Source organism: Streptomyces kebangsaanensis, assembly GCF_001906585.1.
Classification (GTDB): domain Bacteria; phylum Actinomycetota; class Actinomycetes; order Streptomycetales; family Streptomycetaceae; genus Streptomyces; species Streptomyces kebangsaanensis.
In genome coordinates, this window is sequence record NZ_JUJA01000158.1 from 1 (window position 1) to 22,671 (window position 22,671).

Below are 22,671 nucleotides of genomic sequence, written 5' to 3' on the forward strand. Positions count from 1 at the left end.
GGGTCTTCGAAGTTGAGCGGTGCGCCTCATCTCGGGCACTGACGTGGTGTCACGGTGTGTGAATGCCGTGGTGGTGATCGTCCCCTGGACGCAGAGCGCCCGTGGGCCTGCGTGATCATTTCTGTTCTCTACGCAGAACGATCATGCAGGAGCCACGGGCTTGGTCAACGATACGACGTTGCTACTCGATCTGGACGGGGTGTCCGTGGCACGGGTCGAGCGGCTGGCTGACGGAGGGCGCAGGGTCCACCTGGTCACGGCCGACGAGACGGCCAGGGCCTGTCCGGCCTGCGGGGTGTTCGCCACCCGGGTGAAGGGCTCGGCGGTCACCCGGCCGCGCGATCTCCCTTACGGCGAGAGCGGATTGGAGTTCCGCTGGCACAAGCGGCGCTGGTACTGCCGCAAGGCCGGCTGTTCCCGCCGCTCCTTCACCGAGCAGATCCCGCAGATCCCGGCCGGTGCCAGGCTGACCGCCCGGCTGCGGGGTGCGGCCGGACGCCGCATACGGGACGCCGGCTCCACCGTCATCCAGGCCGCCCGCGACCTGCATCTGTCCTGGCCGACCGTGATGGAAGCCTTCCGTGTCCAGGCCCGTGAGGTCACCGCCAAGCCGCTGCCCGAGATGGAGGTCCTGGGCATCGACGAGCCCCGGCGGGGCAAGACGAAGTGGGCACAAGACCCGGAGACGGGCAAATGGCAGCTGGTGCGCGACCGGTGGCACACCGGGTTCGTCGACGCGCTGGGCACCGGCGGGCTGCTCGGCCAGGTCGAGGGCCGCACCGTCGCCGACGTCCTGGCCTGGCTGTCCACCACCGGCCTGGAGTAGAGAAAGAACATCCGGTACGTCGCGATCGACATGTCCACTACCTACCGGGCCGCCGTGCGCACCGGGCTCCCGGCGCCGTCGTGGTCGTGGACCACTTCCACGTGGTCCAGCTCGCCAACAAGATGCTCTCGCAGGTCAGGCGCCGCACCACCGCCGAACTGCGCGGGCGTCGCGGACGTGCCACCGATCCGGAGTGGAGGGCCCGCAGGAAACTGCTGCGCAACCGGGAGGACCTCACCGACGAGCAGTTCGCGACGATGTGGAACCCCCTGCTCGGCGAGGGGAGGATCGGACAGACGCTGCTGACCTCGTGGATCGCCAAGGAGTCCCTGCGCAACCTCCTCGCCCTGGCCCGCACCGGCGCCGACCGCCACCAACTCGGCCACGCTCGCTGGAAGTTCCTGGCCTGGTGCGCGGACGCCGACATCCCCGAGGTCCGCCGCCTCGCCGCCACCGTCGACCGCTGGTGGGACGAGATCGCCGCCTTCATCAACACCGGCCACAGCAACGCCAAGAGCGAGGGCGTCAACCGCGTGATCAAGCTGACCGCCCGCAACGCGTTCGGGTTCAGGAACGCGACCAATCAACGACTCCGGACACGCTGCGTCACCACTCGCCGAGCCCGCGGGCATCTCCGCACCGCTCAACTATGAAGACCCGCTATACGGGCGGACATGGGGCCGGCCCCGGATCCGCGGGGGGGGCGCGCAGTCGCCGCCCCGGGATGCGGTGGGAGCCCAGGTCGCAGGCGCCCATGTGGCATGAGGGGCTGGCCTGGTCGGTGCTGTCGGTGGACTACCAGCGCATCCTCACGGTATTCGCAGCTCGTCGGACGGATCATGCACGCACATCGCCTGTTGCAGCAGGTCTTCGAGGCTCAGCGGATTCAGGGCTGACGCGCCGCCTCGTGCAGTCGGTCACGCGCGGCCCGCAGCAGTCCCTGCGACCACTCCGCACGCGTGACTCCCTCGGGCGGTCTCGTCGACTCGGCGTGGCCGGCGCCCAGCCCGCGGGCGATCGCCTCCACCGCGAGACGCTGCATGAGATCGTCGTCGTACTCACCGCGGCCTTCCTCGGCGAGCTTCAGCAGGGCGCGGAGGAGTTCGGCGTCGAACCCGTCGTGCAGGATCTGCCCCGCCCCCGAGACCGCGGCCATGAACGCGTCGTCGCTTGTATCCCACTCGGGGGAGCCCAGCAACTCGAAGATCTGCTCCCGGTATTTCATCCCCGCTCTCCAGTGCGCCGTGAGCACCTGCACGGCGAGCGCCGAGACCTCGGGATCCTCGGGGTGGATCAGATACGTGGCGATCAGCGGCTCGTACGCCGGGCCGCCCGCGCGGGCCACCGCGTACAGCCGCCAGTAGAGGTCCCGACCGGCCCGGTACTCGGTGACGGCCTGGGCGATCTGCTTCACCTCCTGCGGCGGGATGGTGCCGTCCTTCGCCCGTGCGATCAGCTGCCGCAGGTACTCGTCATGCGTAGCTGTCATGCTCCACTCACTTGATTATGGGGACGAACTGCTCGGAGAAGTCCAGCATTCTGCTGACCCGCCCCAGGTCGGCGACGAAAGGTCTCGTATGGCGCCGCTCGGCCCAGGATGGGCCAGCTTCCTGTTGATGGCTGCGATTTGATTGAGCAGGCCGCCCTGGGCGTTGCGAACCTCGTCGACATGTCCCCAGGGGACACCGTTCGCCTTCCGCTCAACCACCTCTCCCTTCAATTCCCGTGCCACCCCAGTGAGGTTCTTCATCGTCAAGCGCTCAGCATAATTGTCGATCTTGACGGAGAACGGCGAGGCGGGGATCTTGTTCGCGAGCTTGATCGCGTCGGCTGTGTTGTCGAGCTGTTTGGGCAACTTGACCGCGTCGCCCGCGAGCGGAATGAAACCGGCCGTCCGAGGCCGACCCCGACCGCGTCCTTCTCCACGGCGGAGCGCCCCAGGTCCACGGCGCCGCATCCGACGTCGGCCACGGACACCCAGCCGCAGACCATCAGGGCGGTCTCACCGGCCACGCCCCACGACGATCCCGTGGTTGTCCCCTTGTAGTTGGGTGAAGACCGGGTCAACGGAGAGGAAACGCCCGGTGGCCGGGTCGTACTCGCGGGCGCCGACGTAAGTGAGTCCGGTGCTGGTGTCGGCGGGTTTGCCGAGGAAGCCCTTGTCGTCGGGCCAGGTCGGCGGTGTCGCGCCGCGGGCCTCGCCGAAGGGCTTGGTGTAGCGGCGGGTGACGGCCTGGGTGGTGGCGTCCACCGCCATCGAGGCGGTGCCGTGGTGGTCGTCGACCATCCAGGACAGGCCGGTCTCGGTACGGACGGCGGTGACGTCACCGGCCGCGTAGTAGCGCTGGGCGCTGAACTTCTTGGCCGCGGTGCCGTAGTGGAGTTCCTGGCCGGCCAGGTAGAGGACGGTCTTGTCGGGGCCGCGGCGGATCAGGAGGTCGCCGTTGGCGTCGTAGAGGTAGTCGGTGGTCTTGGCGCCTTCGGTGAGGCGGACGAGTTCTCCCTCGATGTCCCAGGTGAGGCTCTGCGCGATGCCGGTGAGGCCATAGCGCTGGGTGGTGTTGCCCTGCTCGTCGTAGGTGTAGGTCTTGACGGTGCCGCCGTTGACGGTGACGGATCCGCCTGGGCTTGCGGTGTACGGGAGCACCCCCCGCCCTGCGGCGGCACGACACCGACCCCTCCGGCTTCGCCTGCATTGAGGGCGACACCGCCGAGGACAACGTCCTGGCTGGCTCCGCCCTGCGTAGGCAGACGGAAAACAGCCGTGCGCCCGGCGCGGCCATCCCTCGGGAAGGGGAGGCCCGCGCGGGCGTGCCGGATGTTACAGGGTAGCTTCGGCGTTCGTGCGAGTGATCCGCGCACCAGGAATGTCCAGGGCCTGGACAATCCGCTCGGCGGCCTCCGGGGAAAAAAGCCCCTTGGTCACGCTGAGGACGAATCCGGCCACGGGATGGTCCACCTGCAGCAGCAGGATGAACGCCTCCCCCTCCGCCGAGGAGAAGGCGAAGCAGAACCACTCCGCGAAGTCGTCGTGGGCGATCTCCGGCGCGCCCCAACGCTCTTCGAGTGCCGAACGCTCGACGTCGACCTGGACGAGCCATCTGATGTCACGCGGGCTGACATCCTGTTCGCGGGTCCGCTTCAGACCTGCCGGCTCCAGCTTCCGCAGATCCATGTCCACCTCACCTCTGTGACGATGATCGGGATGAAGGCCCATTCGTCGCCGTCCTTGACGAAGGAGTTGACGCCGGCCTCCTTCCCAGCCTCCCACGCAGCCTGTCCCGGCAGACTGCGGTCGTAGGGCTTGGGCTTCACGGTGGTATAGAACTCCAGGCTTCCCGGCTTGGCATCCTTCGGAATCGGACCACGCCACGCCTGAGCGGTGACGTTGCCTCCCTGCCTCGGGGCCCGGCCCCACAGCTCGCCCGACTCGGCCATGCTCCGAGCGACCTCGGTCGGCTGGGTCTTCACGTTGCCGAGCCGGTGGAACGGGCCGTACAGGGTCACCGGTCCCTTCGGCAGATTCTTGCCCGCGGTCAGCATCTTGGTACCGGCCGCGACGGTCGCGCCGCCGACCGCCAGGCTTCCGCCAGATGCGCCGCCGGTCGCTATTTCCGCGATCTCCGCGGCGCATATCGGGGCGGCGGCCAGGCATCCCTCGCCCACGGCGATGGCCGCCGGGGCGAGGATCAGGGCCGCCGCCACGCCCGCGAGGATGCCCAGCGTGACTTTCTGCCAGGTCGCGAGCTTGGGCCGGTCGATCCAGTCGTCCCTTGCGTTCGGGTCGTAGTTCGGGTTGGTGCCCATGGCCCAGCAGGAATGGCACTGAGCTCTTTCCAACCTGCCATGGCAGGTTGGAAAGAGCTCACCGTGCTTCAGGATTTTCGCGTGCTTGCCTGCCCGTCAGTGGTTGACCTGCCACTGCGCACCTGCACCACCTCACCCGTCAAGTGGGTGCGCAATGCCGAAAACGGCTGCCGCTGACACGCCGTCGTCTGCACGGACGTCGCCACCGCCACCGCCACCGGTTTCACCGTCGACCACGCCGCCGGCCAGCACCTGTCCCGCGCCTGCAAACACGACGGCCGAGTCGTGGCCTACCCCTTCTTGCAGCGGCCGCACGAACCGCACGCCGCTTTCGCCGAGCGGGAGCACACCACCGAGTCATCCGGCACCTGCTGCTACAAGTAGTGGCGCTCCTGACGTTGTAGGCGTGGTGTCGGCAGGGTGAGCCTGGTGCCGGCAAGGCATCCGTCGATGAGGTCGGGCCGGTACTGGACCTGGCGCAGTCCCCGCCGGAGGGTGCGCATCAGGTGGGCGGAGTCGGTGAAGGCGGTGTTGGCCTGGCAGCGCCTGCGGAGCAGGGGCCAGATGCCCTCCACCGGGCCGAGGTCGGGCGCACACCCGGGCAGCAGGATGACCGTCAGCCATTCCCGTTCGGCCACGAGCGCCTGCTTCGTCTTGGATGTGTGGTGGGTGCTCAACCGATCCCACACCACGATGAGCGGGCCTTGAGCAGTTGGCGGGCGCCGTCGAGCAGGCGGATGTGGTCCGTCTCGCTCAGCGAGCAGCGCTCGCCCTTGCGGCCGATATGCCGGCGCAGCCAGCGTGGGGCCGTCGTAACGCTTTGACTCCCTGTACGCGGATCAGGTGCCCAACTCACCACGCTTCACGGCGGTCACGAACGAGGCCCAGCCATCAGCCTCGAACGTGAGCACAGGACCGTGTTCTGTCTTGCTGTCGCGCACAGGAACGACGGTGGGAAAGTCGTCGGAGACCTCCACGCACGCGCCGCCATCCGAATTGCTGTAGCTGCTCTTGCGCCAGGTCACGGCCTTCAGGGCAAGGGATCGCACGGCACTTCCTCCAACATGCGCAGGATGAACTTCCGCGACTCGGCAAGGGACATAGCCATGTCGCGTACCGCATCGTAGGCACGTTGCAGGCGTTCGACAGCACCATGCTCCTCAATCAGTTCGCCGCGGTGCGCATTCTCGGTGTAGGCCACCGTACGTCCATCAGGCAGCCTCAAGAACCAGACGTCCGTGCTGTCCAGTCCGTACGGCCCCGCGCTGAAGGGCAGCACATGAATGGTCACGCCTGGCCGCTCAATGACCTCCGCCAGGTACTCCAACTGCTCCCGCCAAGCGCTGGCGTCCCGCAGCCGCGTCCGTAGGACAGCTTCTGACAGGATCGTCCGAAACCGAGGCGCGTCATTACCCTCGAGCAGATCGCGGCGCCCCATTCGTGCGTCGGTCTGCTGCTGCAACTCGTCACCTGCGAGGCCGCCCGCTGCCAAAATCTCCCGCGCATACCTCGGCGTCTGCAACAGCCCCGGCAGCACGCTCACCGCGAAGTGCCACAGGCTGACCGCTTCCGCCTCCAGCGCCATGTACCGCCGGTAGCGCTCACGGAACTGCGTATGGTCCCCGGCTGCCAACTCCCACAACGCCAGCAACAACCCCGGCGTCCCGTAGTACTGGTCCAACGCCTGGACGACCTCGGGACCGCCGAGCGTCTCCCCCTTCTCCATCTTCCCGAACAGCGACCAGTCCCATCCCAGCCGCTCCCCGAGCTGCCGCAGGCTCTCGCCCTTGGCTGCGCGCAGTTGCCGTAACTCCTCGGCGAACCGCCGGCGCAGCTCCTGGCTGCGGCCTGTGACGAGTCGTCGCTGCGGCAAGGTGACTCCCCCTCCGGTACCTCCTGGTCGGCGTCGACTGTCCAGGAAGCCCTTCGTGCCCGTGCTCACACACGCACAGTGCCCGCGCTCCCACCGCGATCTCCGTGGAAGTTGTGGCACGTGTGCCCGTGGGCGGAGAACGGCACCGCGTCGACGGCGCGTCCCGGCCCACCCCGGCGGCATTCTCGTGATGCACCGACTACAAAGGGTAACCAACCGGACGTCAGCGCGGTGCCCGAATCACAAATCCGAACCCCGCCTCACCGGAAGGACGCCCCGTGCCGCACCAGAACCCACTCCTCAAGCGCCCCAAGCCCCGCACCCCCGCCCCCAAGCTCCGAGAAGCCCTCGCCGCCGCACTCACCAACGCCGGCATCCAGCTCCCCGCGATGGACGTCCGCACCCCCTGGGGCGACTACGTCCCCGACGACGGAGAGCAGCCCGCGCAGGACGACATCGGCGTCCCCGCCAGCGCCCGGCACGCCCTCGTCCACCTCGGCGTCTGCTCGGCCCCCGTCGCCCTGGCCCTCGCCGCCGTCATCGCGAAGGGCGCCGCCCGATGACCACCTCCGGGCCCGAGCCCGCCCCCGCTCCCTCACCCGGCACCGCCGCCCGCGACGCCGCCCGTGACCGCGTCGGCATCGTCATGGGCCACGAGGGCCCCTACCTCCAGCTCCGCCCCCTCTCCGGCGGCCCGGAATGGGACGTCGACCTGGCGGACATCCGCCCTGTCAACCCGGCGGAACTGCTTCGCGCCCAGGTGGCGGAGGCAAACGCCCGGAGTCGGCAAGCTCTGCGCGAGCGGGAGGTGTAATAACATGTACTACATGGAAGCCACCGCTCGCGAGTTCAACCACAACTCCTCACAGATCCTCGCCGCCGCCGAGCGCGGCGAGACCGTGACCGTCACCAAGAACGGCCGCCCCGTCGCCCGCCTGATTCCGTACGATTCCGACGAGGTGCCGCTCTATCCGCCCGGCCCCATCGGTGACATCGAGCTCCCGCAGATCGACCTGGGAGGCGATCTGACCAACGACGACATCGAGGACATCCTCAAGGGAATGGGCTCTTGAATCACATCGTCATCGCCGACACCAACGCGCTCCTCCGACTGCTCGACCCACGCCAGTCCGGGCACAAGGAGCACGCCCGGGCGTTTTCCCGCATCGAGCACTTGGTCATCTCCCCCTTCGTTCTCGCCGAACTGGACCATCTGGTCTCCAGCCGGAGCGGTGCAAAGGCAGCCCTGGTCGCGCTGCGCTTCATCGGAGCACAGACCGCGCTGCGCAAGTTCTCCGTTCCCGACGTCGCCCCGCACCTGCCAACGGCTCTCGCGGTCGCCGAGGGCTACCAGGACACCGACGGAGGCAAGGGGGTCGGCCTTGCCGACGCCATGAACGTCGCACTCGCCGCCGCATACCAGACCGACGCCATGTTCACCACGGACCGGCACTTCCGCATACTGCGCCCGCTGACCGGCCACAAGGCGTTCCGCCTGCTGCCCGACGATCTGTGAGAGGCCGCTGCCGTGCGCTTCGCGGCGGCATGGAGATCTGACACCAGCACCACCACACCCCGGGGCGTCCGCCGGCGCCGAGTGTCAGCGGGATGCAAGCGGGATGACAGCGGAAGACGTGCCGAACGGTGAGTGGGGGCCGCTGGAATGGTGCCGTACCCCACACGGCGGAGGCCGCCGGGCACGGCGGTTCGCCCCGACTCATCGGGAGGCATCATGAACAAGGACCTGAGCACCCTCGCGGACGAGATCCTCGAGCTCGAGGCGGAGACCTTCGAGATCTCCGACTACTCGGACGCCAGCGAGGTCGTGCTGGCCGGCTGCACCAGCACCAGCTCCACCTCGACCTCCAGCTCCACCTGCAGCACCACCTCCTGCTCCGCCTGACCCCAGGTCCGGTGCGGCAGCGCCCGGTTGGCGCCCCCTCTCCTCGGGAGACGGGCGCGAACCGGGCTTTTGCCATGCCCTCGGACCGACCGCACGGAACCCGGCGGCGCGCGCTGGCCGGCGCGGGGCGCCGACCGGGCTTCTGTCGGTAACTCTGCTGTTTCAGCGGGTAGTTGACTGTTCGTCAGTGTTTGAAGGTCGTTCCTCAAACATTTCACAGTCCCCTCTTGACCCGCGTTCTACGCCGGTAGACACTCACCACTGCCACACGACCAAATGACCAAATCTTTTCGTGCAGAACGACTTCACACGTGCTCCGTCCTGCCCGCGCCAGAGGGAAGGGCCAGGGTCCTGTGTGAGCCACCGCTCCCGGCAGGGGCAGCCATGGCGGCAGGACACCACTTCCCGGAAGGTGCCGTGGTGAGCCGGCCCGGCAGGTGTTCGATGTCAACGGGGGAAATCGGTGCGTTTTCAGTTGCTCGGACCGCTCAGCATCACCGACGGGCATGACGTGGTCGTCCTTCCGCCGGCCAAACCCACGTCGCTGCTGGCGGCCCTGCTGGTCCGCCCCGGCGAGGTGGTCCCGACGGACCGCCTGCGGCAGGCCGTCTGGGGGGAGGAGCAGCCGGCGACGGCGAAGGCGGCACTGCAGAGCTGCGTCCTGCGGTTGCGCCGTCTCTTCGCGAAGTACGACATAGAGGAGCAGGCGGTGGTCGCGGTCGCCGGGGGCTACCGCCTCCCGGCCGACACCGACACCCTGGACCTGCTGCACTTCCGCCAGCTGGTGTCCCGGGCGGCCGGGGCCGGAGAGTCCGAACTCCCCTTGCTGCGCACGGCACTCGGCTTGTGGCGGGGACCACTTCTCGCCAATGTCCCCTCCGAACTCCTGCACCGCGACGAGGTGCCCCGGCTGGTCGAGGAGCGCCTGCGCGTGCTGGAACGTGTCTGCGAGATCCAGCTGGCCCGGGGACAGTGTCGCGAGGTCCTGGTGGACCTCTGGGAGGCCACCAGGACCCATCCCGAACACGAGGGACTCGCCGCCCAGTTGATGCGGGCGCTGTACCGGGCGGGACGGCAGATCGAGGCGCTGGCCGAATACCGGAGGATCAAGGCGCACCTCCGGGACGAGCTCGGCGTCGACCCGGGCACGGAGCTGCAGAGTCTGGAACTGGCCATCCTGCGCGGCGACGAGCCCCGTGGTCCGGCCCCCGAGGCCACCTCGCTCGCGCCGGTCCCGCACGCGGCCTCCCCAGCGGGCGGCGCCACCGCCGACGACCCCGCGACGTGGCAGGGGCGCATCGCCGCGGCCGGATCCGGCCCGCCCGGCGGCGGCCTCCCGCCCCCGGGTCCGGCCCGCCCCCCGGGGCCCCGGCTGCCCCACGTCCCCGGCTTCACCGGGCGCACCCGCGAGACCGCCGACCTGGTGAGCCATCTGGAAGGCGGCGGCCGGGGGGACGGGCGGGCGGACGCCGCCCCGGTGATCGCGGTGATCTCCGGTGGCCCCGGCATGGGCAAGACCGCGCTGGCCCTGCACGCCGCGCAGCTGGTGGCGGACCGGTACCCCGCGGGCGGCGTGCTGCTGCCGCTGACCGGGCCCGACGGCGCGCCACGCCCCGCCGACGAGGCGGCCGCCGAACTGCGCTCCCTGCTCCCCTCCGGTGCCTGTCCCGGATCAGGCCTGGTGATACTCGACGACGTCGTGCACCCGGACCAGGTGCGCGGACTGCTCGACGTGACCGGCTGCGGCGCCGTCGTCGTCACCAGCCGTATGAAACTGGCCGCCCTGGTCGCCACGCACGGCCCGGCGGTGCTGCAGCTGGGCGCCCTGTCGCCGCGGGAGTCCCACGCGCTCCTCACCACCGTCCTGGGGCATGAACGGGTGGCGGCCGAGGCCACGGCCGCACGGACCCTCACGGAGATGTGCGGGCACGTCCCGCTGGCCCTGCGGATCGTCGCGGCCCGGCTGCTGACCCGGCCGAAGCTGCGTCTGGCGGACTGCGCCGCGTGGCTGCGGCGGGACCTGCCCGCCCGGCTGGCGCTGCCCGACGACCCCCGGATGTCCGTGCCCCTGGCCCTCGACGGGGCCCTGGACCGGCTGCCCGCCCCGCTGACCGACGCGCATCTGCGCCTGGCGCGGCTGGGCGGGCGGATCACCGCTCCGGACGCGGCCGCCGCGCTCCACGTCCCCGAGACACACGCCGAGGAGCTGCTCGAACGGCTCCTCGACACCGGGCTCCTCGACGAGGAGCAGCCGGGGACCCTCCATATGAACGCCCTGTTCCGCGCCCATGCGCTGCACAGGGCCGCCCGGAGCGGCGTCATCCCGCCGCAGGCCGCCGTCGCCACGGCCCGGCACGCGCTTCCGTCCGGAGCCGGCTGACGGTCCCGGAGCCGACCGACGGTCCCGGAGCCGACCGACGGCCCCGGCGCCGCCGCGCGGAACACGGCCCGGTCCGGCCCGGCCTGCCCGCGCCCCAACGCCCCGCCCTTTCCCACCTGTTCAGACCCGAGCGGCCGACAGGCCCCGACCCGGAGGTGCGATCCCCGCATGCCCACGACGCCGTACGAGGAGACCGCGGACACCCGGCCCAGGGTGCGCCGCGACGTGCTGTTCACCGAGACGCCGGGCGGCGTGGTCTTCCACAACGCCGACGGTGGTTTCCAGCTCAGTTCCCCGTCCGCCTACCGGTTCGCCACCCTTCTCGTCCCGCACCTGGACGGGAGCCGGACCGTGGCGGAGATCTGCGCGGGCTTCAAGGACCCGCAGAAGGCGATGGTGGGCGGCCTGGTCAAGGCGCTCTACGCGCGCGGATTCGCCCGGCCCGTGCCGGACCCCGCCGAGCAGAGACCGGGAGCGTCCGTGGAACCGGCGGTCGCCGCCCGCTTCGGGCAGCAGATCGCGTACATCGACCACTACGCCGACGGTGCCGAGAGCAGGTTCGCCGCGTTCCGCGGCACCCGCGTCGCCGTGCTCGGCGACGGCCCGGTCGCCCACTGGTGCGCGCTCTCCCTGGTCCGCAACGGCTGCGCCTCCGTCGGCGTGGAGGCCGCTCTGGCCGAAGGCCCCGCCACCGCCGCGGAGTTCGGCGCGCTCCGGGCCGAGGCGGCGGAACTCACCGCGCAGGGCAGCCCGGCCGAGGTGACGGTGCTGCCCGGCTCCGGGTCCGGCGCGGCGGGCGACTGGAACGCGTACGAGGGGTACGACGTGGTGGTCGCCGCCTGTGGCCGCGACGCCTTCCGGACCTCGATCGCCCTGCTCGGCCAGGGCGTTCCGGACGGCCGCCTCCTGCTCCCCGCCTGGACCTTCGGCGACCGGGCGGTGGTCGGACCGGTCGGTGCCCCGGACTGCGACGGCTGCCCGGCCTGCGCGGCGCTGCGGCTCGGCGCGACGGGGGACGCGGCGGTCGCGGCCGACCTCTGGAGCGGCCTGGCCCTGGGGGACACTGCCGGCCCCGGGCCGCGCGGCCCGCTCGCCGCGATGCTCGGCAACCTGCTCGGCTACGAGGTGTTCCGGCTGGTCACGAAGGCGCTGCCGGCCGAGACCCGGGGACAGGTGCTGCTGCAGGACATGGCCTCCTTCGACGTCCTGGCGGAGCGGCTGCTGCCCCATCCGCGCTGCCCGTTCTGCCGGACCCGGCCCGGCTCCCCCGAGCCCGTCGACCTGACCGCGGCCCCCGAGCGGCCCGCCTTCCAGCCGGTCGTCGCCGCCGCCCCGGACGACGGCGCGACCGAGGGGCCGCTCGCCGAGCTCGACCGCCGCTCGCTCGCCGTCCGGCCGTCCGTCGGGGTCTTCACCCGGTACGCGGACGAGCCGGTCACCCAGACCCCGTTGAAGGTCGGCGCCGTGGAGGTCGGTCTGGGTGCGGCCGGGACCCGGACCGTCGTCGCGTTCGACGTCCAGCACACCGCGGGCGCCCGCCTGCGGGCCCTCGACGCCGCCGCCGAGGTCTACGCCGAGCACGTGGTGCCCGCCGCCCTCGCCCCGAACGACACTCCCCACCCGGGCACGCTGCCGCAGGTGGCCCCGGACACGCTGACCACGGCCACCGGCGCCGGGGGCGACCCGGTCGCCTCCTGGGCCCTGGCCACGTCGCTGCTGACCAAGGAGCAGACGCTGGTGCCGGCCGGTGCCGTGCGGCCCTTCGGGCCGGACAACCAGGACCGCCGGTTCGAGCCGTCCCGTGCCGGGGCCGGCGCGGGCGGCGGCCTGCCGGAGGCCGCGGCGGCCGGCCTGCTGTCCGCGCTCGCCCACGACGCGCTGCAACGGTCCGTGCGGGGGGCCGGGCGGACCGCGGTGATCTCCCCGGCCGTGTTCGCCGACGACCCCGAGGCGACCTTCCTGCTGCGTTCCGCCGGACACCTGGAGCTGGACGTCGAACTCCTCGACCTCGGGGAGGCGGACCGCACCGGGGTCTCCGTCGTGCTGGCCAGGACCCGGCCGGCGGAGCCGGACGAGCCGGTCCGCTGGAACATCGGCGCCGCCCTGGACCGGGCGGCCGCGGCCACCGACGCGCTGCGCGACCTGCTCGGCACGGTCCAGCTCGCCGCGGAGGGGGTGCTGGGCGCGCCCGACACCGGTGACCCGCTGCTGGCCGACCTCGACGCGGCCCTGATACCGGTCACGGCCGAGGACGACGGCGCCGCCGGCCCGTCCCCGGTGACCTGGACGGAGGTCCTGGAGCGCCTGGCCGCCGCCGGGCGTGACGCCCTCGTCGTGCCCACCCACGCGGCCGACCTGCCCGCCGCCGGCATCCACACCGTGCGGGTCCTGCTCACCAGGGCGGCCGACGATGACCGCTGACCTCGTCGAGGCCGCCGCCGTCGGGGCCGAGGAGCCGCGGCGCGAGGCGTGCCGCCTGTTCGCGGAGGAACTCCGCCGCGCCCTGGCGGAACTGCCGTCCGGGCCGGGCCGCGAGGTCCCCGGCATCACGGTCTCCGCCCTCGGTGTGCGGGACGCCTTCGCCGCCCTCGGTGTGCGGGACGCCTTCGCCGCCCCCGGTCGCGCCGACGGCGCCTCGCCCGCCACGCTCCCCGTGCACCTGTACGGCCGGCAGGTGGTGGTCGGCCCCTGGCCCGCGAAGGGGCGGGCCGGCTGCGCCGAGTGTCTGCGGCGCCGCTGGCAGGGGGTCCGCTCGGTCGGTCTGCGGGAGGGCCTCGAACTGCGCGGCGGCACCCGGGAGGCGGGGCCCTGGCCCTACCGGGTGCCGTTCGCCGCGCAGGCCGTCGCCGCGCTGGTCGCCCGGCTCGGCGCCGCGTCCACCGGCCGGACTCCCCCGGACGACCGGCGGCCGTTCCCCGACGTGTGGCTGGTGGACCTGGAGGACCTGACGGTCCGTCACCACCCGCTGGTTCCCGAGCCGGACTGCCCCGGCTGCGGCACGCCGGAGCCGGTGACCGCCGAGTCGGCCGCCCTCGTCCTGCGGCCCGCGCCCAAGTACCGGCCGGGTGTCAGCAGGGTCCGGCCGGTGGACGCGTACGGCCTCCAGGTGGACGCGTTCGCCAACCCCCACTGGGGCGCCGTCGGGCCGTCGGTGGTGTGCGACGTCACCTCGCCGACCACCTCGGCCACCGTGGGCTGCTTCTCCAGCCGCTCCGGCGACTACCTGCGGGAGACCTTCTGGGGCGGTCACGCCGACACGTACCACGCCAGCACCCGGATCGGTCTGCTGGAGGGCCTCGAGCGCTTCGCCGGGATGCGCGCCCGGGGCCGCGCCCTCACCCTGACCGCCTCCCTGGACGACCTCGGGCCGGACGCCGTCGACCCGCGCGAGACCGGCCTGTACACGGACGACTTCCACCGGGCCAACCCCTGGGTGCCGCCGTTCACCCCGGACCGTCCGATCCCCTGGGTGTGGGGCTGGTCGCTGCGGGACGCGCGCCCCCGCCCCGTCCCCGAGGTCCTCGCCTACTACCACAAGCCCGGGATCGAGCACCGGTTCGTCCAGGAGAGCTCCAACGGCTGCGCCTCCGGGGGCAGTCTGGAGGAGGCCGTGCTCAGCGGCCTGATGGAGGTCCTGGAACGGGACGCCTTCCTGCTCGCCTGGCACGGGATGCAGCCGCTCCCCGAGATCGACCCGGCGACCAGCGCCGACCCGCGCACCCGGATCATGGTGGAGCGGATGGCCATGTACGGGTACCGGGCCAGGTTCTTCGACACCCGGATCACCTTCCCCGTCCCCGTGGTCACCGCGGTCGCCGAACGGTTCGACGGCGGCCTCGCCCGGATGTGCTTCGGGGCCGGAGCCGCCCTCGACCCCGAGGCCGCGCTCGCCGCGGCCCTGTGCGAGATCGCCACCGACTCGGTGCAGCTCCTGCAGCGGTTCCGGCGCGACGAGGCCGGGTACCGCGCCATGGCCGAGGACCACGAGAAGATCACCAGCCTGCACGACCACCCGCTGGTGTACGCGGTGCCGGAGATGGGCCGCCACGCCGACTTCCTGCTCCGCCCGGCCTCGCCCCCCGAGCCGGTGGGCGTGGCCGGCCTGCGCTGGAGCCGCGCCGACGGCTCCGGCCCGGACGTGCGGGACGACCTGCTCGCCGCGGTGGACGCCGTGACGGCCGCCGGATTCGACGTGGTCGTCGTCGACCAGACCGCGCCCGAGCAGCGTGCTCTCGGTCTGCACACCGTGAAGGTGCTGGTGCCCGGTCTGCTCCCGCTCGACTTCGGCTGGACGCGGCAGCGCGCCCGGCACATGCCCCGGATGCGCACCGCGCTGCGCGAGGCGGGCCTGCGGCCGGACGACCTGACCGGGGCCGACCTCAACCCCGGCCCGCACCCGTTCCCGTGACCACCCGTCGGCCCGTATGACCCGTCGTCAGTCAGCCCAGTCAGCCCAGTCCGTCCAGTCCGTCCCCGGCGCGGGTGCGCCGGAGAACCGAGGAAAACCGAGGAAAGGGGGATCCCATGGGGTACGCCCATGAGTACGCGCACGCCATCCTGCACCGCGGCCGCGTCCCGATGGAGCCCACCGACCATGTCGTGAACTGGGCCGACGGCCCGCGCAGGGGCAAGTACTACCCGGACGCCGAGGCGTTCGCCCTGCCCGGCACCGAGGACCTCGCCGACGTCCCCGTGGCGCCGGGCCTGCTGCCCGGCGGCGCCGCCGAGGAGCAGAACGCCGACGGCTCGCCCGGGTTCGGCCTCCCGTTGCTGTCGGCGATGTTCCGGGACTCCTACGGGCTGACCGGGCGCCGCCTCGGCATCCAGGCCAACACCGACCTGGCCGGACTGCCGTTCTACACCCACGCGAACTGGTCGCGCGGCACCGCGGGCGGCGGCGGGCTCTACCCGGTGAGCATCCACTGGGCGTCCGGCCCCTCCGGCCCCCTCACCCCCGGTCTCCACTACTACGACGTCCACCGGCACGCCCTGCAGCGGCTGCTGGCCGGTGACGTCACGGACCGGGTCCGCGACGCGCTGGGCCCGGACGCGCCCGCCGAGGCCCTCGGCACCGACCAGTACCTGATCCTCGGCGTCAAGTACTGGCAGAACTCCTTCAAGTACAACAGCTTCTCGTTCCACGTGGTCTGCACCGACCTCGGCACCCTGGTGCAGACCTGGCGGATCTGGGCCGCCGCCCGGGGCCTGCGGCTCGCCCCCGTGCTGTGGTTCGACGAACCCCGGCTGAACGAGCTGCTCGGGGTGGCGGGCGAGGAGGAGGCCGTGTTCGCCGTCGTACCGCTGCACTGGGACGGTCCGGCGCCCCACCGGGACACCGCCCACCAGAACACCGCCCACCAGAACACCGCCCGCCAGGACGCCACCCGCAGGGACACCGCCCGCAGGGACGCCCCGCGCACGGACCCGCGCCACCGGCCCGCCGTCCGGCACCGGGACGTCGAACGCTCCCGCACCCTGCTGGACTTCACCGCGCTGCGCGCCATGCACACGGCGACCCTGGACGGCGCCGCCGACCGGCCCGCCCCCGGCGCGCTGGCCGCCGCCGCGGCCCTCCCCACCGACGCCGGCGGCGTCCGCGTGGCCCTGCCCGGGCCGGCCTTCCCGGACACCGGCGTCCGCAAGGCCCTGCGCGAGCGCCGCTCCAGCTTCGGCAGGTTCGACGCCCGGCGCCGGGTCGCCGGCGGACACCTGTCGGCGGTCCTGGCGGCCTGCGCCGAGACCCGGCTGGCCGGCGACACCGACCCGTCCGGCGAGATCCGGCTCGCCCGGCTCTACGCCTTCGTCAACCACGTGGAAGGCGTGGAGCAGGGGGCGTACGCGTACGACCCCGACCGCGGCGACCTGCGTCTGGTCGCCCCCGGCCCGCAGGGCTCGTTCCTCCAGGAGAACTACTTCCTGGCCAACTACAACCTGGAGCAGGCCGGCGCGGTCCTGGTGCCCACCGTGCGGACCACCGCCGTCCTGGACGCCCTCGGCGACCGCGGCTACCGGCTCGCCGCCGGCACCGCCGGAGCCGTCGCCCAGAGCTTCTACCTGGCGGCCTCCGCCCTGGGCCTGGGCGCCGGTGTGGCGCTGGGCTTCGACAACGTCTCGTTCGTCGAGCGGCTCGGGCTGGCGGACGGCGACGAGGCCCCGCTGCTCATCATGGCCCTCGGTCACGAACGGCCCGGGCCCGCCGACTTCCGCCACGAGATCGCCTGACGGCCGCAGAGGATTCCCCATGACACCCACAGAGTCCGCCGCCCCGGACACCGACACGGGCGCCGCCCCGGACACCGACGCAGACGTCGTCGCAGGCACCGAAACGGACACCGAAACGGGCATCGACGCGGGCGCCGCCACCGGGCCCGGGACCCGCTGGGAGCCCGGCAGGCGCTTCGTGCTCCGCGCGGCCGGCCTGCCCGTCGAGACCGTGCACGGCCTGCGCTGCCCCGGCACCCGCCGCTGGGCCGACGCCGTACTGGACGAGGAGGAGCGCCTGACCGCCGCCGGAGCGGCCCTCAGCGACCTGCTGCACCCCCTGGTCAAGTCGGCCACCGGCCCCGACGGGGAACCGGACGACGCCGCCGTGCGCCGCGGCCTGGTCAACCTGCGGCGGCAGGTCTTCAACAACCGGCTGCCCGCCGACCCCGAGGCCGCCGTCCGTCTGGTGACGGAGCTGGACCGGGAGACCGGCCGGCGCACCGCCCAGTGGCTGCGGGACCGGGCCCGCCTGGAGGAGTTGCGGGCCGGCGGAGCGGACCTGCTCGCCGGCGAACTCCGGGAAAGCCGCCGCGCGTTGCGCGACGCACTGACCGACGACCGGCTGCGCCTCGGCCTGCTGCTCGCCTCGCCCGCCCTCGACGGCCGGCTGGACGCCTACCTGCGCGACACCAGTGCGCGGCCGGGCAACCGCCTGCGCAAGATCGAGCGTTCCGCGCTGACCTACCTGTACCGCACGGCCTGCAAGACCAGCCCCTTCAGCACCCTCACCGGCATCGGCCTCGGCACCTTCGCGGGCGACCCGGCGGACGACGGGGCCGCGCTGCGCACCGGCGAGGACTGGGTGAGCCACGTACGGCTCAACGTGGTGGTACTGGCCCGGCTGACCGAACTGATCACGGCCGACCCCGGACGCCGCCAGGACCTGCCGGTGGTCCTCTCCCCGGGCTGGGGACGCGACGCCGACCGCATCCGCTACGTACGCCACGTGATGACCGCGGGCGACGACAGCGCCGCCGTCACTTTCGACGCGGTCCGCGACCGGCTGTTCTTCCTGCGCAGCAGCGGCACCCTGGAACGGCTCCTGGAATGGCTCGGCGGCCACGAGGCGCCGGTGCGCCACCGGGACCTGGTGGACTGGCTCCAGGCCGAGCACGACGCCGGGCGCGACGCGTGCGAACGGTACGCGTCGGCCCTGCTGGACCTCGGCATGGTGCAGGTGCCGGTGCTCCGCGCGGACGTGCACGACCGCGACCCGCTGCGCTCCTACCAGGACGCCCTGCGCTCCCTCGGGGCGCCGTGGGCCGACCGGCTGGCCCGCCTGCTGGACGGCCCGGCCGGCTGCCTCGCCCGCTACCCCGGGGCCGGCGTCGGTGAACGCCGCACCCTGCTGAGCACCCTGCGCGGTCAACTCCTCGATATACAGCGGGACCTGGGGGCGGACGAGCCCGCCCTTCCGCAGACCCTGGTGTACGAGGACGTCAGCGCGGGCGACGACCTGGTGTGCGGGCCCGCCGTACTGGGCGGGGAGACCGGCCGGGCCCTGCGGGCCGTCGAGGGCATCCTGCCGCTCTTCGACCTGACACTCCCCCAACGCGTCACCCTGCTGGGCTTCTTCATCGCCCGCTACGGCCGCGGCGGACGCTGCGACGACCTGCTCGGCCTGGTCCACGACTTCCACGAGGACTTCTTCGACCAGTACGTGTCCTTCACCTCCAAGCGGTCCTCCTTCGACGAGAACGGCACCTACGTGCCCGAGGAGAACTGGCTCGGGCAGAGCGAGATGAAGGCCCTCGACCGGGCCCGCCGCCACTTCCACGGGGGCATGCGCGCCCTGTGGGAGCACAGCGGGGCGGACGGGGCCGAGGAGATCGAACTGCCGGGACCGCTGCTCACCGGGACCGCCGGTGAACTCGCGCCGCTCACCGGCCACTTCACACCGCAGAGCCACCACATCCAGCTGTCCCGGCCCCCCGGTGGCCGGCCCCTGGTCGTCCTCAACAAGTCCTACGGCGGACTGGCCTTCCCCTTCAGCCGGTTCACCCACCTCTACGACGGCACCGGACCGGACACGGACACGGCGGCACCCGGCCTCTCCGACGCCCTGCGCGAGGAGATGGCGGCCCGCCGGCCGGACGGCGCCGTGTTCGCGGAGGTCACCGGAGGGCCGGTCAGCAGCAACCTGAACCTGCACGGCCGGCTCACCGACCACCAGATCGTCTGCCCGGGCGAGACCAGTTCCGTGCCCGAGGAGGCCCGGATCCACCTCGACGACCTCTACGTCGTCCACGACGAGCGGGCCGGCCGCCTGGTGCTCCGCTCCCGCCGTCTCGACCGCGAGGTCGTGCCGGTCTACCTCGGCTACCTCGTGCCGATCGCGCTCCCCGAGATCCCGCGCACCCTGCTCCTCCTCTCCCCCAGCACCATGGCCCCCTTCGACGTGTGGGCGGGGGTGCCCGAGGGCGAGGCCGAGGGCGGGGTCACCCGCAGGCCCCGGGTCCGGCACGGGAACGTGGTGGTCGGCCGGCGCAGCTGGACCGCGGACGCGGAGGTCCTGCCGGAGCGCCGTCCCGGAGCCGGGGAGGAGGAACATTACCTGGAGTGGCAGCGCTGGCGGCGCGCCCACGGCCTGCCCGACCGCTGCTTCGCCACGGTCTCCCACCCCGGCCAGGGCCCGATCGGGGCCAAACCCGCCTACGTCGACTTCGACAGCCCGCTCTGTCTGTCCGCGTTCGACGCCCTGGTGGAGCGCAGGCCGGGCACCCGGGTGGCCTTCCGGGAGATGCTCCCCGCCGAGGACGGGCTCCACCTCACCTCCCGGCGCGGCCGGCACGTGGCCGAACTCGCCGTGGAGACCTTCACCACCCGCCAGCTTCCGCAGCCCGCACCGGAGGACGCACCGTCATGCCCGAACTGACCGAACCCGCGGCCTTCCGGCCGGCCCCCGAGGGCACCGCGTCCTCGCCCTGGCTGGCGCTGCACGTCTTCTACGCCGCCAACCCCCAGCCGCTGCTGGTCAACTGCGTCCGCCCGCTGGTCGACCGGCTCACCGAGGACGGCCTGCTGTCCGGCTACTTCTTCATCAACTACTGGCTGGAGGGGCCGCATGTCAGGCTGCGCCTGCGTCCGAGCGGCCCCGGCGCCGAGGCCGAGGTCCGCCGCCGCGCCGAGGACGCGATCAGCGGCTTCCTGAAGACCCGCCCCGCCCTCTACGAGGTCGACTCCGGCTTCCTCAAGGACTTCTACAACGCCCTGTTCGACATCGAGTTCCCGGGCGAGGACCGGGCCAAGTACATGGGCGCGGACGGCCGGATGAACCTCAGGCCGAACAACTCCTTCTCCTATGAGACCTACGCCCCCGAGTACGCCAAGTACGGCGGGCCGGCCGGAGTGGAGCTCGCCGAATGGCACTTCCGGCACTCCAGCGACCTGGTCCTGGAGGCGTACCGGAGCATGAACCTGCACCTGCGGACGGTGCTGCTGGGGACCTCCGCCCAGCTGATGATGGTGATGGCGAGCTGTTTCCTCCCCGAGGAGGAGCGGCTCGCGGACTACCTCGACTCCTACTACGCCTTCTGGCACCGGCTGTTCCCCGGTACCAACTTCATCGGGTCCACCGAGTACGAGCGCACCTACGCGCGCATGGCGCCCTCCCTCGGCGCCCGGTTCGCGCAGCTCCGGCAGGCCGTGGCGAGCGGCGACCTGACCCGGCTGCCGGTGTTCCTGCGCCGCTGGGCCGAGCACTGCCTGGAGCTGCGCGAGAAGGTGGTGGACCTCACCGAACGCGGTGAACTGGCCTTCCCCGCCTGGGACGGTCCGGCCCGCGAGGACGTCGGCCAGGAGCGCGCCGAGGACCCCGACGCGGCTCCCCTGGTGACCGTCACCCATGTGCCGGCGGTGCTGCCCCGCCTGCTGTCGCCGTACATGCACATGACCAACAACCGGCTGCACGTGACGATCCGGGACGAGGCGTACCTGGCCTTCGTCCTGGGCCGGGTCCTGCGCGAGCCGGCCGCCGGACGGCAGGGCGCCTCATGAGCGCCACCGACCGCTCCGCCGTGGGCCCCTCCGCCGCCGCCCGCGCCTACCGGCCCGCCCTGCGCCCGGGCGTACTGGTCGGTCCGCCCCTGCTGCGCGGCCCGCGCACCGTCCACCTCATCAAACACCCGGTCAGCGGCGCCGCGTTCGAGGTCGGCCCCAAGGAGCACTTCGTCATCAGCCGGCTCGACGGCACCCGGAACCTCGACGACGTCGTGTCCGAGTACGCGGCCCGCTTCCGCCGCAGGCTCCCCGAGGAGCAGTGGACCCGGCTGCTCGGCCTGCTCGGCACCCGCGGACTGCTCGCCGGTTCCCCGGATCCCGCGCCGCCCGAGCCGCCCCCGGCCCGCACCGGCACCTTCTGGAAGGGCAGCCGGCGGACCGTCGCCGACGCGCACAGGACCACCGGCCGCCTCCACCGGCTGCTGCGCCCGCTGCTCCGCCCGTGGGTCCAACTTCCGCTGGTGGCTGCGGTATTGGCTATGATCGTCACCGTGTTCGCAGATCCGTCGCTGCTCCTCGACGGCACACTGGACCTGCTGACCCGCCCCCTCCTGCTGGTCCCGTTCGCGGTCTTCCTCTGGTTCAGCATCTGTCTGCACGAACTCGCCCACGGCATCGCCGCCCGCCACTACGGCGGCGTGGTCACCGAGATCGGGCTGCGCTGGCGGTTCCCGGCCATGATGATGTACTGCACGGTCGACAACTACCTGTTCCTGCCCGGCCTGCGGGCGAAGCTGGTGGTCGCCGCCGCGGGCGCGCACGTCAACCTGGTGCTCCTGCTGCCCTTCGCGCTCTGGTGGGCCCTGCTGGACCCGGCCGACCCGGGCCGCCCGCCGCTCACCGGGATGCTCTTCGTCGGCATCGTGCAGGCCCTGAGCAACCTGGTTCCGCTGCCGCCGCTGGACGGGTACCGCATGCTCGGCCACGCCCTGGGCACCGCCAACCTCGCCCCGGAGGCCCGGACCTACCTGGCCCTGCGCCGGCGCGGGCGGGACGCCGTCGCCGCCTACCCGCGGCGCGCCCGCCGTCTCTACACGTCCTACGCCGTCACGGCGGCCGCCCTGGTGCTGCTCGCGGCGGCCGGATCCTGCACCGCCGTCGTCCTCCTGCTGCTGCGATGACTCCCGACCTCGAAAGATCACGCAACTCATGAATGAGGTACCCGTATGAGCTCCACCTCCCCCACCCCAGACCACGGAGCCCAACCGGCCGTCACCGTCAGCGAGGTGATCAAGAGTTACGGCGGTCGGCGGGCCGTCGACGAGGTCTCCCTGGAGGTCCGGCGCGGCGAGTTCTTCGGACTGCTCGGCCCCAACGGGGCCGGAAAGTCCACTCTGGTGGAGATCATGGAGGGGCTGCGCAAGGCCGACTCCGGCTCGGTCACGGTGTTCGGCGAGTCGCCCTGGCCGCGCAACACCGCCCTGCTGCCGCGCATGGGTGTGCAGACCCAGTCCTCGGCCTTCTTCGTGCGGCAGACCGTCCACGAGCACCTGCGTACCGTCGCGGCGCTGTTCGGCGCGGACCCCGGGGCCGTCGACGCCACCCTCGACGCCGTGGGCCTCGGCGGGCGGCACGGCATCCGGGTCGACAGCCTCTCCGGTGGCCAGCGGCAGCGGCTC

At 72.3% G+C, this 22,671-nt stretch carries 23 protein-coding genes and 1 pseudogene; 15 read left to right on the forward strand and 9 right to left on the reverse strand.

Features of this window, described 5'->3' with window-relative positions; genetic code table 11:
- The first annotated feature begins 160 nt into the window (after positions 1-160).
- Both RH94_RS41600 and RH94_RS41605 read left to right on the forward strand, forming a co-directional pair.
- A complete protein-coding gene (locus tag RH94_RS41600) occupies positions 161-826 on the forward strand; it encodes a transposase family protein (RefSeq protein ID WP_199880850.1) in 666 nt (221 codons plus the stop codon).
- Positions 715-1,479, forward strand: coding sequence for a transposase (locus RH94_RS41605; protein ID WP_267893380.1), 765 nt, complete (start codon positions 715-717; stop codon positions 1,477-1,479). Before RH94_RS41600 ends, RH94_RS41605 begins: the two co-directional genes overlap by 112 nt.
- Positions 1,480-1,712: 233 nt before the next feature.
- Here the strand turns inward: RH94_RS41605 and RH94_RS40935 are convergent, their stop codons facing one another.
- From RH94_RS40935 to RH94_RS28590, 9 genes and pseudogenes are all read right to left on the reverse strand, one after another.
- A complete protein-coding gene (locus tag RH94_RS40935; RefSeq protein ID WP_073951243.1) occupies positions 1,713-2,315 on the reverse strand; it encodes a hypothetical protein in 603 nt (200 codons plus the stop codon).
- Positions 2,316-2,330: 15 nt separating this feature from the next.
- Positions 2,331-2,681, reverse strand: coding sequence for a polymorphic toxin type 28 domain-containing protein (locus tag RH94_RS28560; protein WP_073951244.1), 351 nt, complete (start codon positions 2,679-2,681; stop codon positions 2,331-2,333).
- 201 nt (positions 2,682-2,882) lie between these two features.
- Positions 2,883-3,443 (reverse strand): annotated as a pseudogene (locus RH94_RS28565) (RHS repeat-associated core domain-containing protein); the annotation flags it as partial.
- Positions 3,444-3,647: 204 nt separating this feature from the next.
- Complete coding sequence (locus RH94_RS28570; RefSeq protein ID WP_073951245.1) at positions 3,648-4,001, reverse strand: hypothetical protein; 354 nt, start codon at positions 3,999-4,001, stop codon at positions 3,648-3,650.
- Entirely contained in the window at positions 3,968-4,633 is a 666-nt protein-coding gene (locus tag RH94_RS28575; RefSeq protein ID WP_073951246.1) for a hypothetical protein, read from the reverse strand. The genes RH94_RS28570 and RH94_RS28575 overlap by 34 nt, the downstream gene beginning before the upstream one ends.
- Before the next feature lie 132 nt (positions 4,634-4,765).
- Positions 4,766-4,981 (reverse strand): hypothetical protein, encoded by a 216-nt coding sequence (locus RH94_RS40460; RefSeq protein WP_143204093.1) that lies wholly within the window; start codon positions 4,979-4,981, stop codon positions 4,766-4,768.
- Positions 4,982-5,007: 26 nt separating this feature from the next.
- Positions 5,008-5,433: a transposase gene (locus RH94_RS28580; protein WP_107428851.1), complete on the reverse strand. Its 426-nt coding sequence runs from the start codon at positions 5,431-5,433 to the stop codon at positions 5,008-5,010.
- A gap of 39 nt (positions 5,434-5,472) precedes the next feature.
- A complete protein-coding gene (locus tag RH94_RS28585) occupies positions 5,473-5,682 on the reverse strand; it encodes a DUF397 domain-containing protein (RefSeq protein WP_073951248.1) in 210 nt (69 codons plus the stop codon).
- On the reverse strand, positions 5,664-6,506 hold the full coding sequence (locus RH94_RS28590) for a helix-turn-helix domain-containing protein (RefSeq protein ID WP_073951249.1): 843 nt from the start codon (positions 6,504-6,506) through the stop codon (positions 5,664-5,666). Before RH94_RS28590 ends, RH94_RS28585 begins: the two co-directional genes overlap by 19 nt.
- Positions 6,507-6,784: 278 nt before the next feature.
- On the opposite strand from RH94_RS28590, the gene RH94_RS28595 reads away from it, so the two are divergent.
- The 13 genes from RH94_RS28595 to RH94_RS44900 all read left to right on the forward strand — a co-directional run.
- Positions 6,785-7,069, forward strand: a complete 285-nt coding sequence (locus RH94_RS28595; RefSeq protein WP_073951250.1) for a hypothetical protein — start codon at positions 6,785-6,787, stop codon at positions 7,067-7,069.
- Positions 7,066-7,320: a hypothetical protein gene (locus RH94_RS28600; protein ID WP_073951251.1), complete on the forward strand. Its 255-nt coding sequence runs from the start codon at positions 7,066-7,068 to the stop codon at positions 7,318-7,320. Before RH94_RS28595 ends, RH94_RS28600 begins: the two co-directional genes overlap by 4 nt.
- Before the next feature lie 13 nt (positions 7,321-7,333).
- Entirely contained in the window at positions 7,334-7,579 is a 246-nt protein-coding gene (locus RH94_RS28605) for a type II toxin-antitoxin system Phd/YefM family antitoxin (RefSeq protein WP_073951408.1), read from the forward strand.
- Positions 7,576-8,022: a PIN domain-containing protein gene (locus tag RH94_RS28610; RefSeq protein WP_073951252.1), complete on the forward strand. Its 447-nt coding sequence runs from the start codon at positions 7,576-7,578 to the stop codon at positions 8,020-8,022. Before RH94_RS28605 ends, RH94_RS28610 begins: the two co-directional genes overlap by 4 nt.
- Positions 8,023-8,238: 216 nt before the next feature.
- A complete protein-coding gene (locus tag RH94_RS28615) occupies positions 8,239-8,409 on the forward strand; it encodes a thiazolylpeptide-type bacteriocin (protein ID WP_031128743.1) in 171 nt (56 codons plus the stop codon).
- A 463-nt stretch (positions 8,410-8,872) separates the two neighbouring features.
- Complete coding sequence (locus tag RH94_RS28620) at positions 8,873-10,789, forward strand: AfsR/SARP family transcriptional regulator (protein ID WP_079189228.1); 1,917 nt, start codon at positions 8,873-8,875, stop codon at positions 10,787-10,789.
- A 168-nt stretch (positions 10,790-10,957) separates the two neighbouring features.
- On the forward strand, positions 10,958-13,210 hold the full coding sequence (locus RH94_RS28625; RefSeq protein WP_073951254.1) for a TOMM precursor leader peptide-binding protein: 2,253 nt from the start codon (positions 10,958-10,960) through the stop codon (positions 13,208-13,210).
- Positions 13,200-15,197 carry a TOMM precursor leader peptide-binding protein gene (locus RH94_RS28630; RefSeq protein WP_073951255.1) on the forward strand — a complete coding sequence of 666 codons (1,998 nt, stop codon included), beginning with the start codon at positions 13,200-13,202 and terminating at the stop codon, positions 15,195-15,197. The genes RH94_RS28625 and RH94_RS28630 overlap by 11 nt, the downstream gene beginning before the upstream one ends.
- Before the next feature lie 116 nt (positions 15,198-15,313).
- Entirely contained in the window at positions 15,314-17,011 is a 1,698-nt protein-coding gene (locus RH94_RS28635; RefSeq protein WP_073951256.1) for a nitroreductase family protein, read from the forward strand.
- 19 nt (positions 17,012-17,030) lie between these two features.
- A complete protein-coding gene (locus tag RH94_RS28640) occupies positions 17,031-19,928 on the forward strand; it encodes a lantibiotic dehydratase (protein WP_079189229.1) in 2,898 nt (965 codons plus the stop codon).
- Positions 19,916-21,049 carry a lantibiotic dehydratase C-terminal domain-containing protein gene (locus RH94_RS28645; protein WP_073951257.1) on the forward strand — a complete coding sequence of 378 codons (1,134 nt, stop codon included), beginning with the start codon at positions 19,916-19,918 and terminating at the stop codon, positions 21,047-21,049. Before RH94_RS28640 ends, RH94_RS28645 begins: the two co-directional genes overlap by 13 nt.
- Positions 21,046-22,173, forward strand: coding sequence for a metalloprotease (locus RH94_RS28650; protein ID WP_073951258.1), 1,128 nt, complete (start codon positions 21,046-21,048; stop codon positions 22,171-22,173). Before RH94_RS28645 ends, RH94_RS28650 begins: the two co-directional genes overlap by 4 nt.
- 45 nt (positions 22,174-22,218) lie before the next feature.
- Positions 22,219-22,671 (forward strand): ATP-binding cassette domain-containing protein (locus RH94_RS44900; RefSeq protein ID WP_234426107.1); only part of this gene is annotated, 453 nt, incomplete at its 3' end.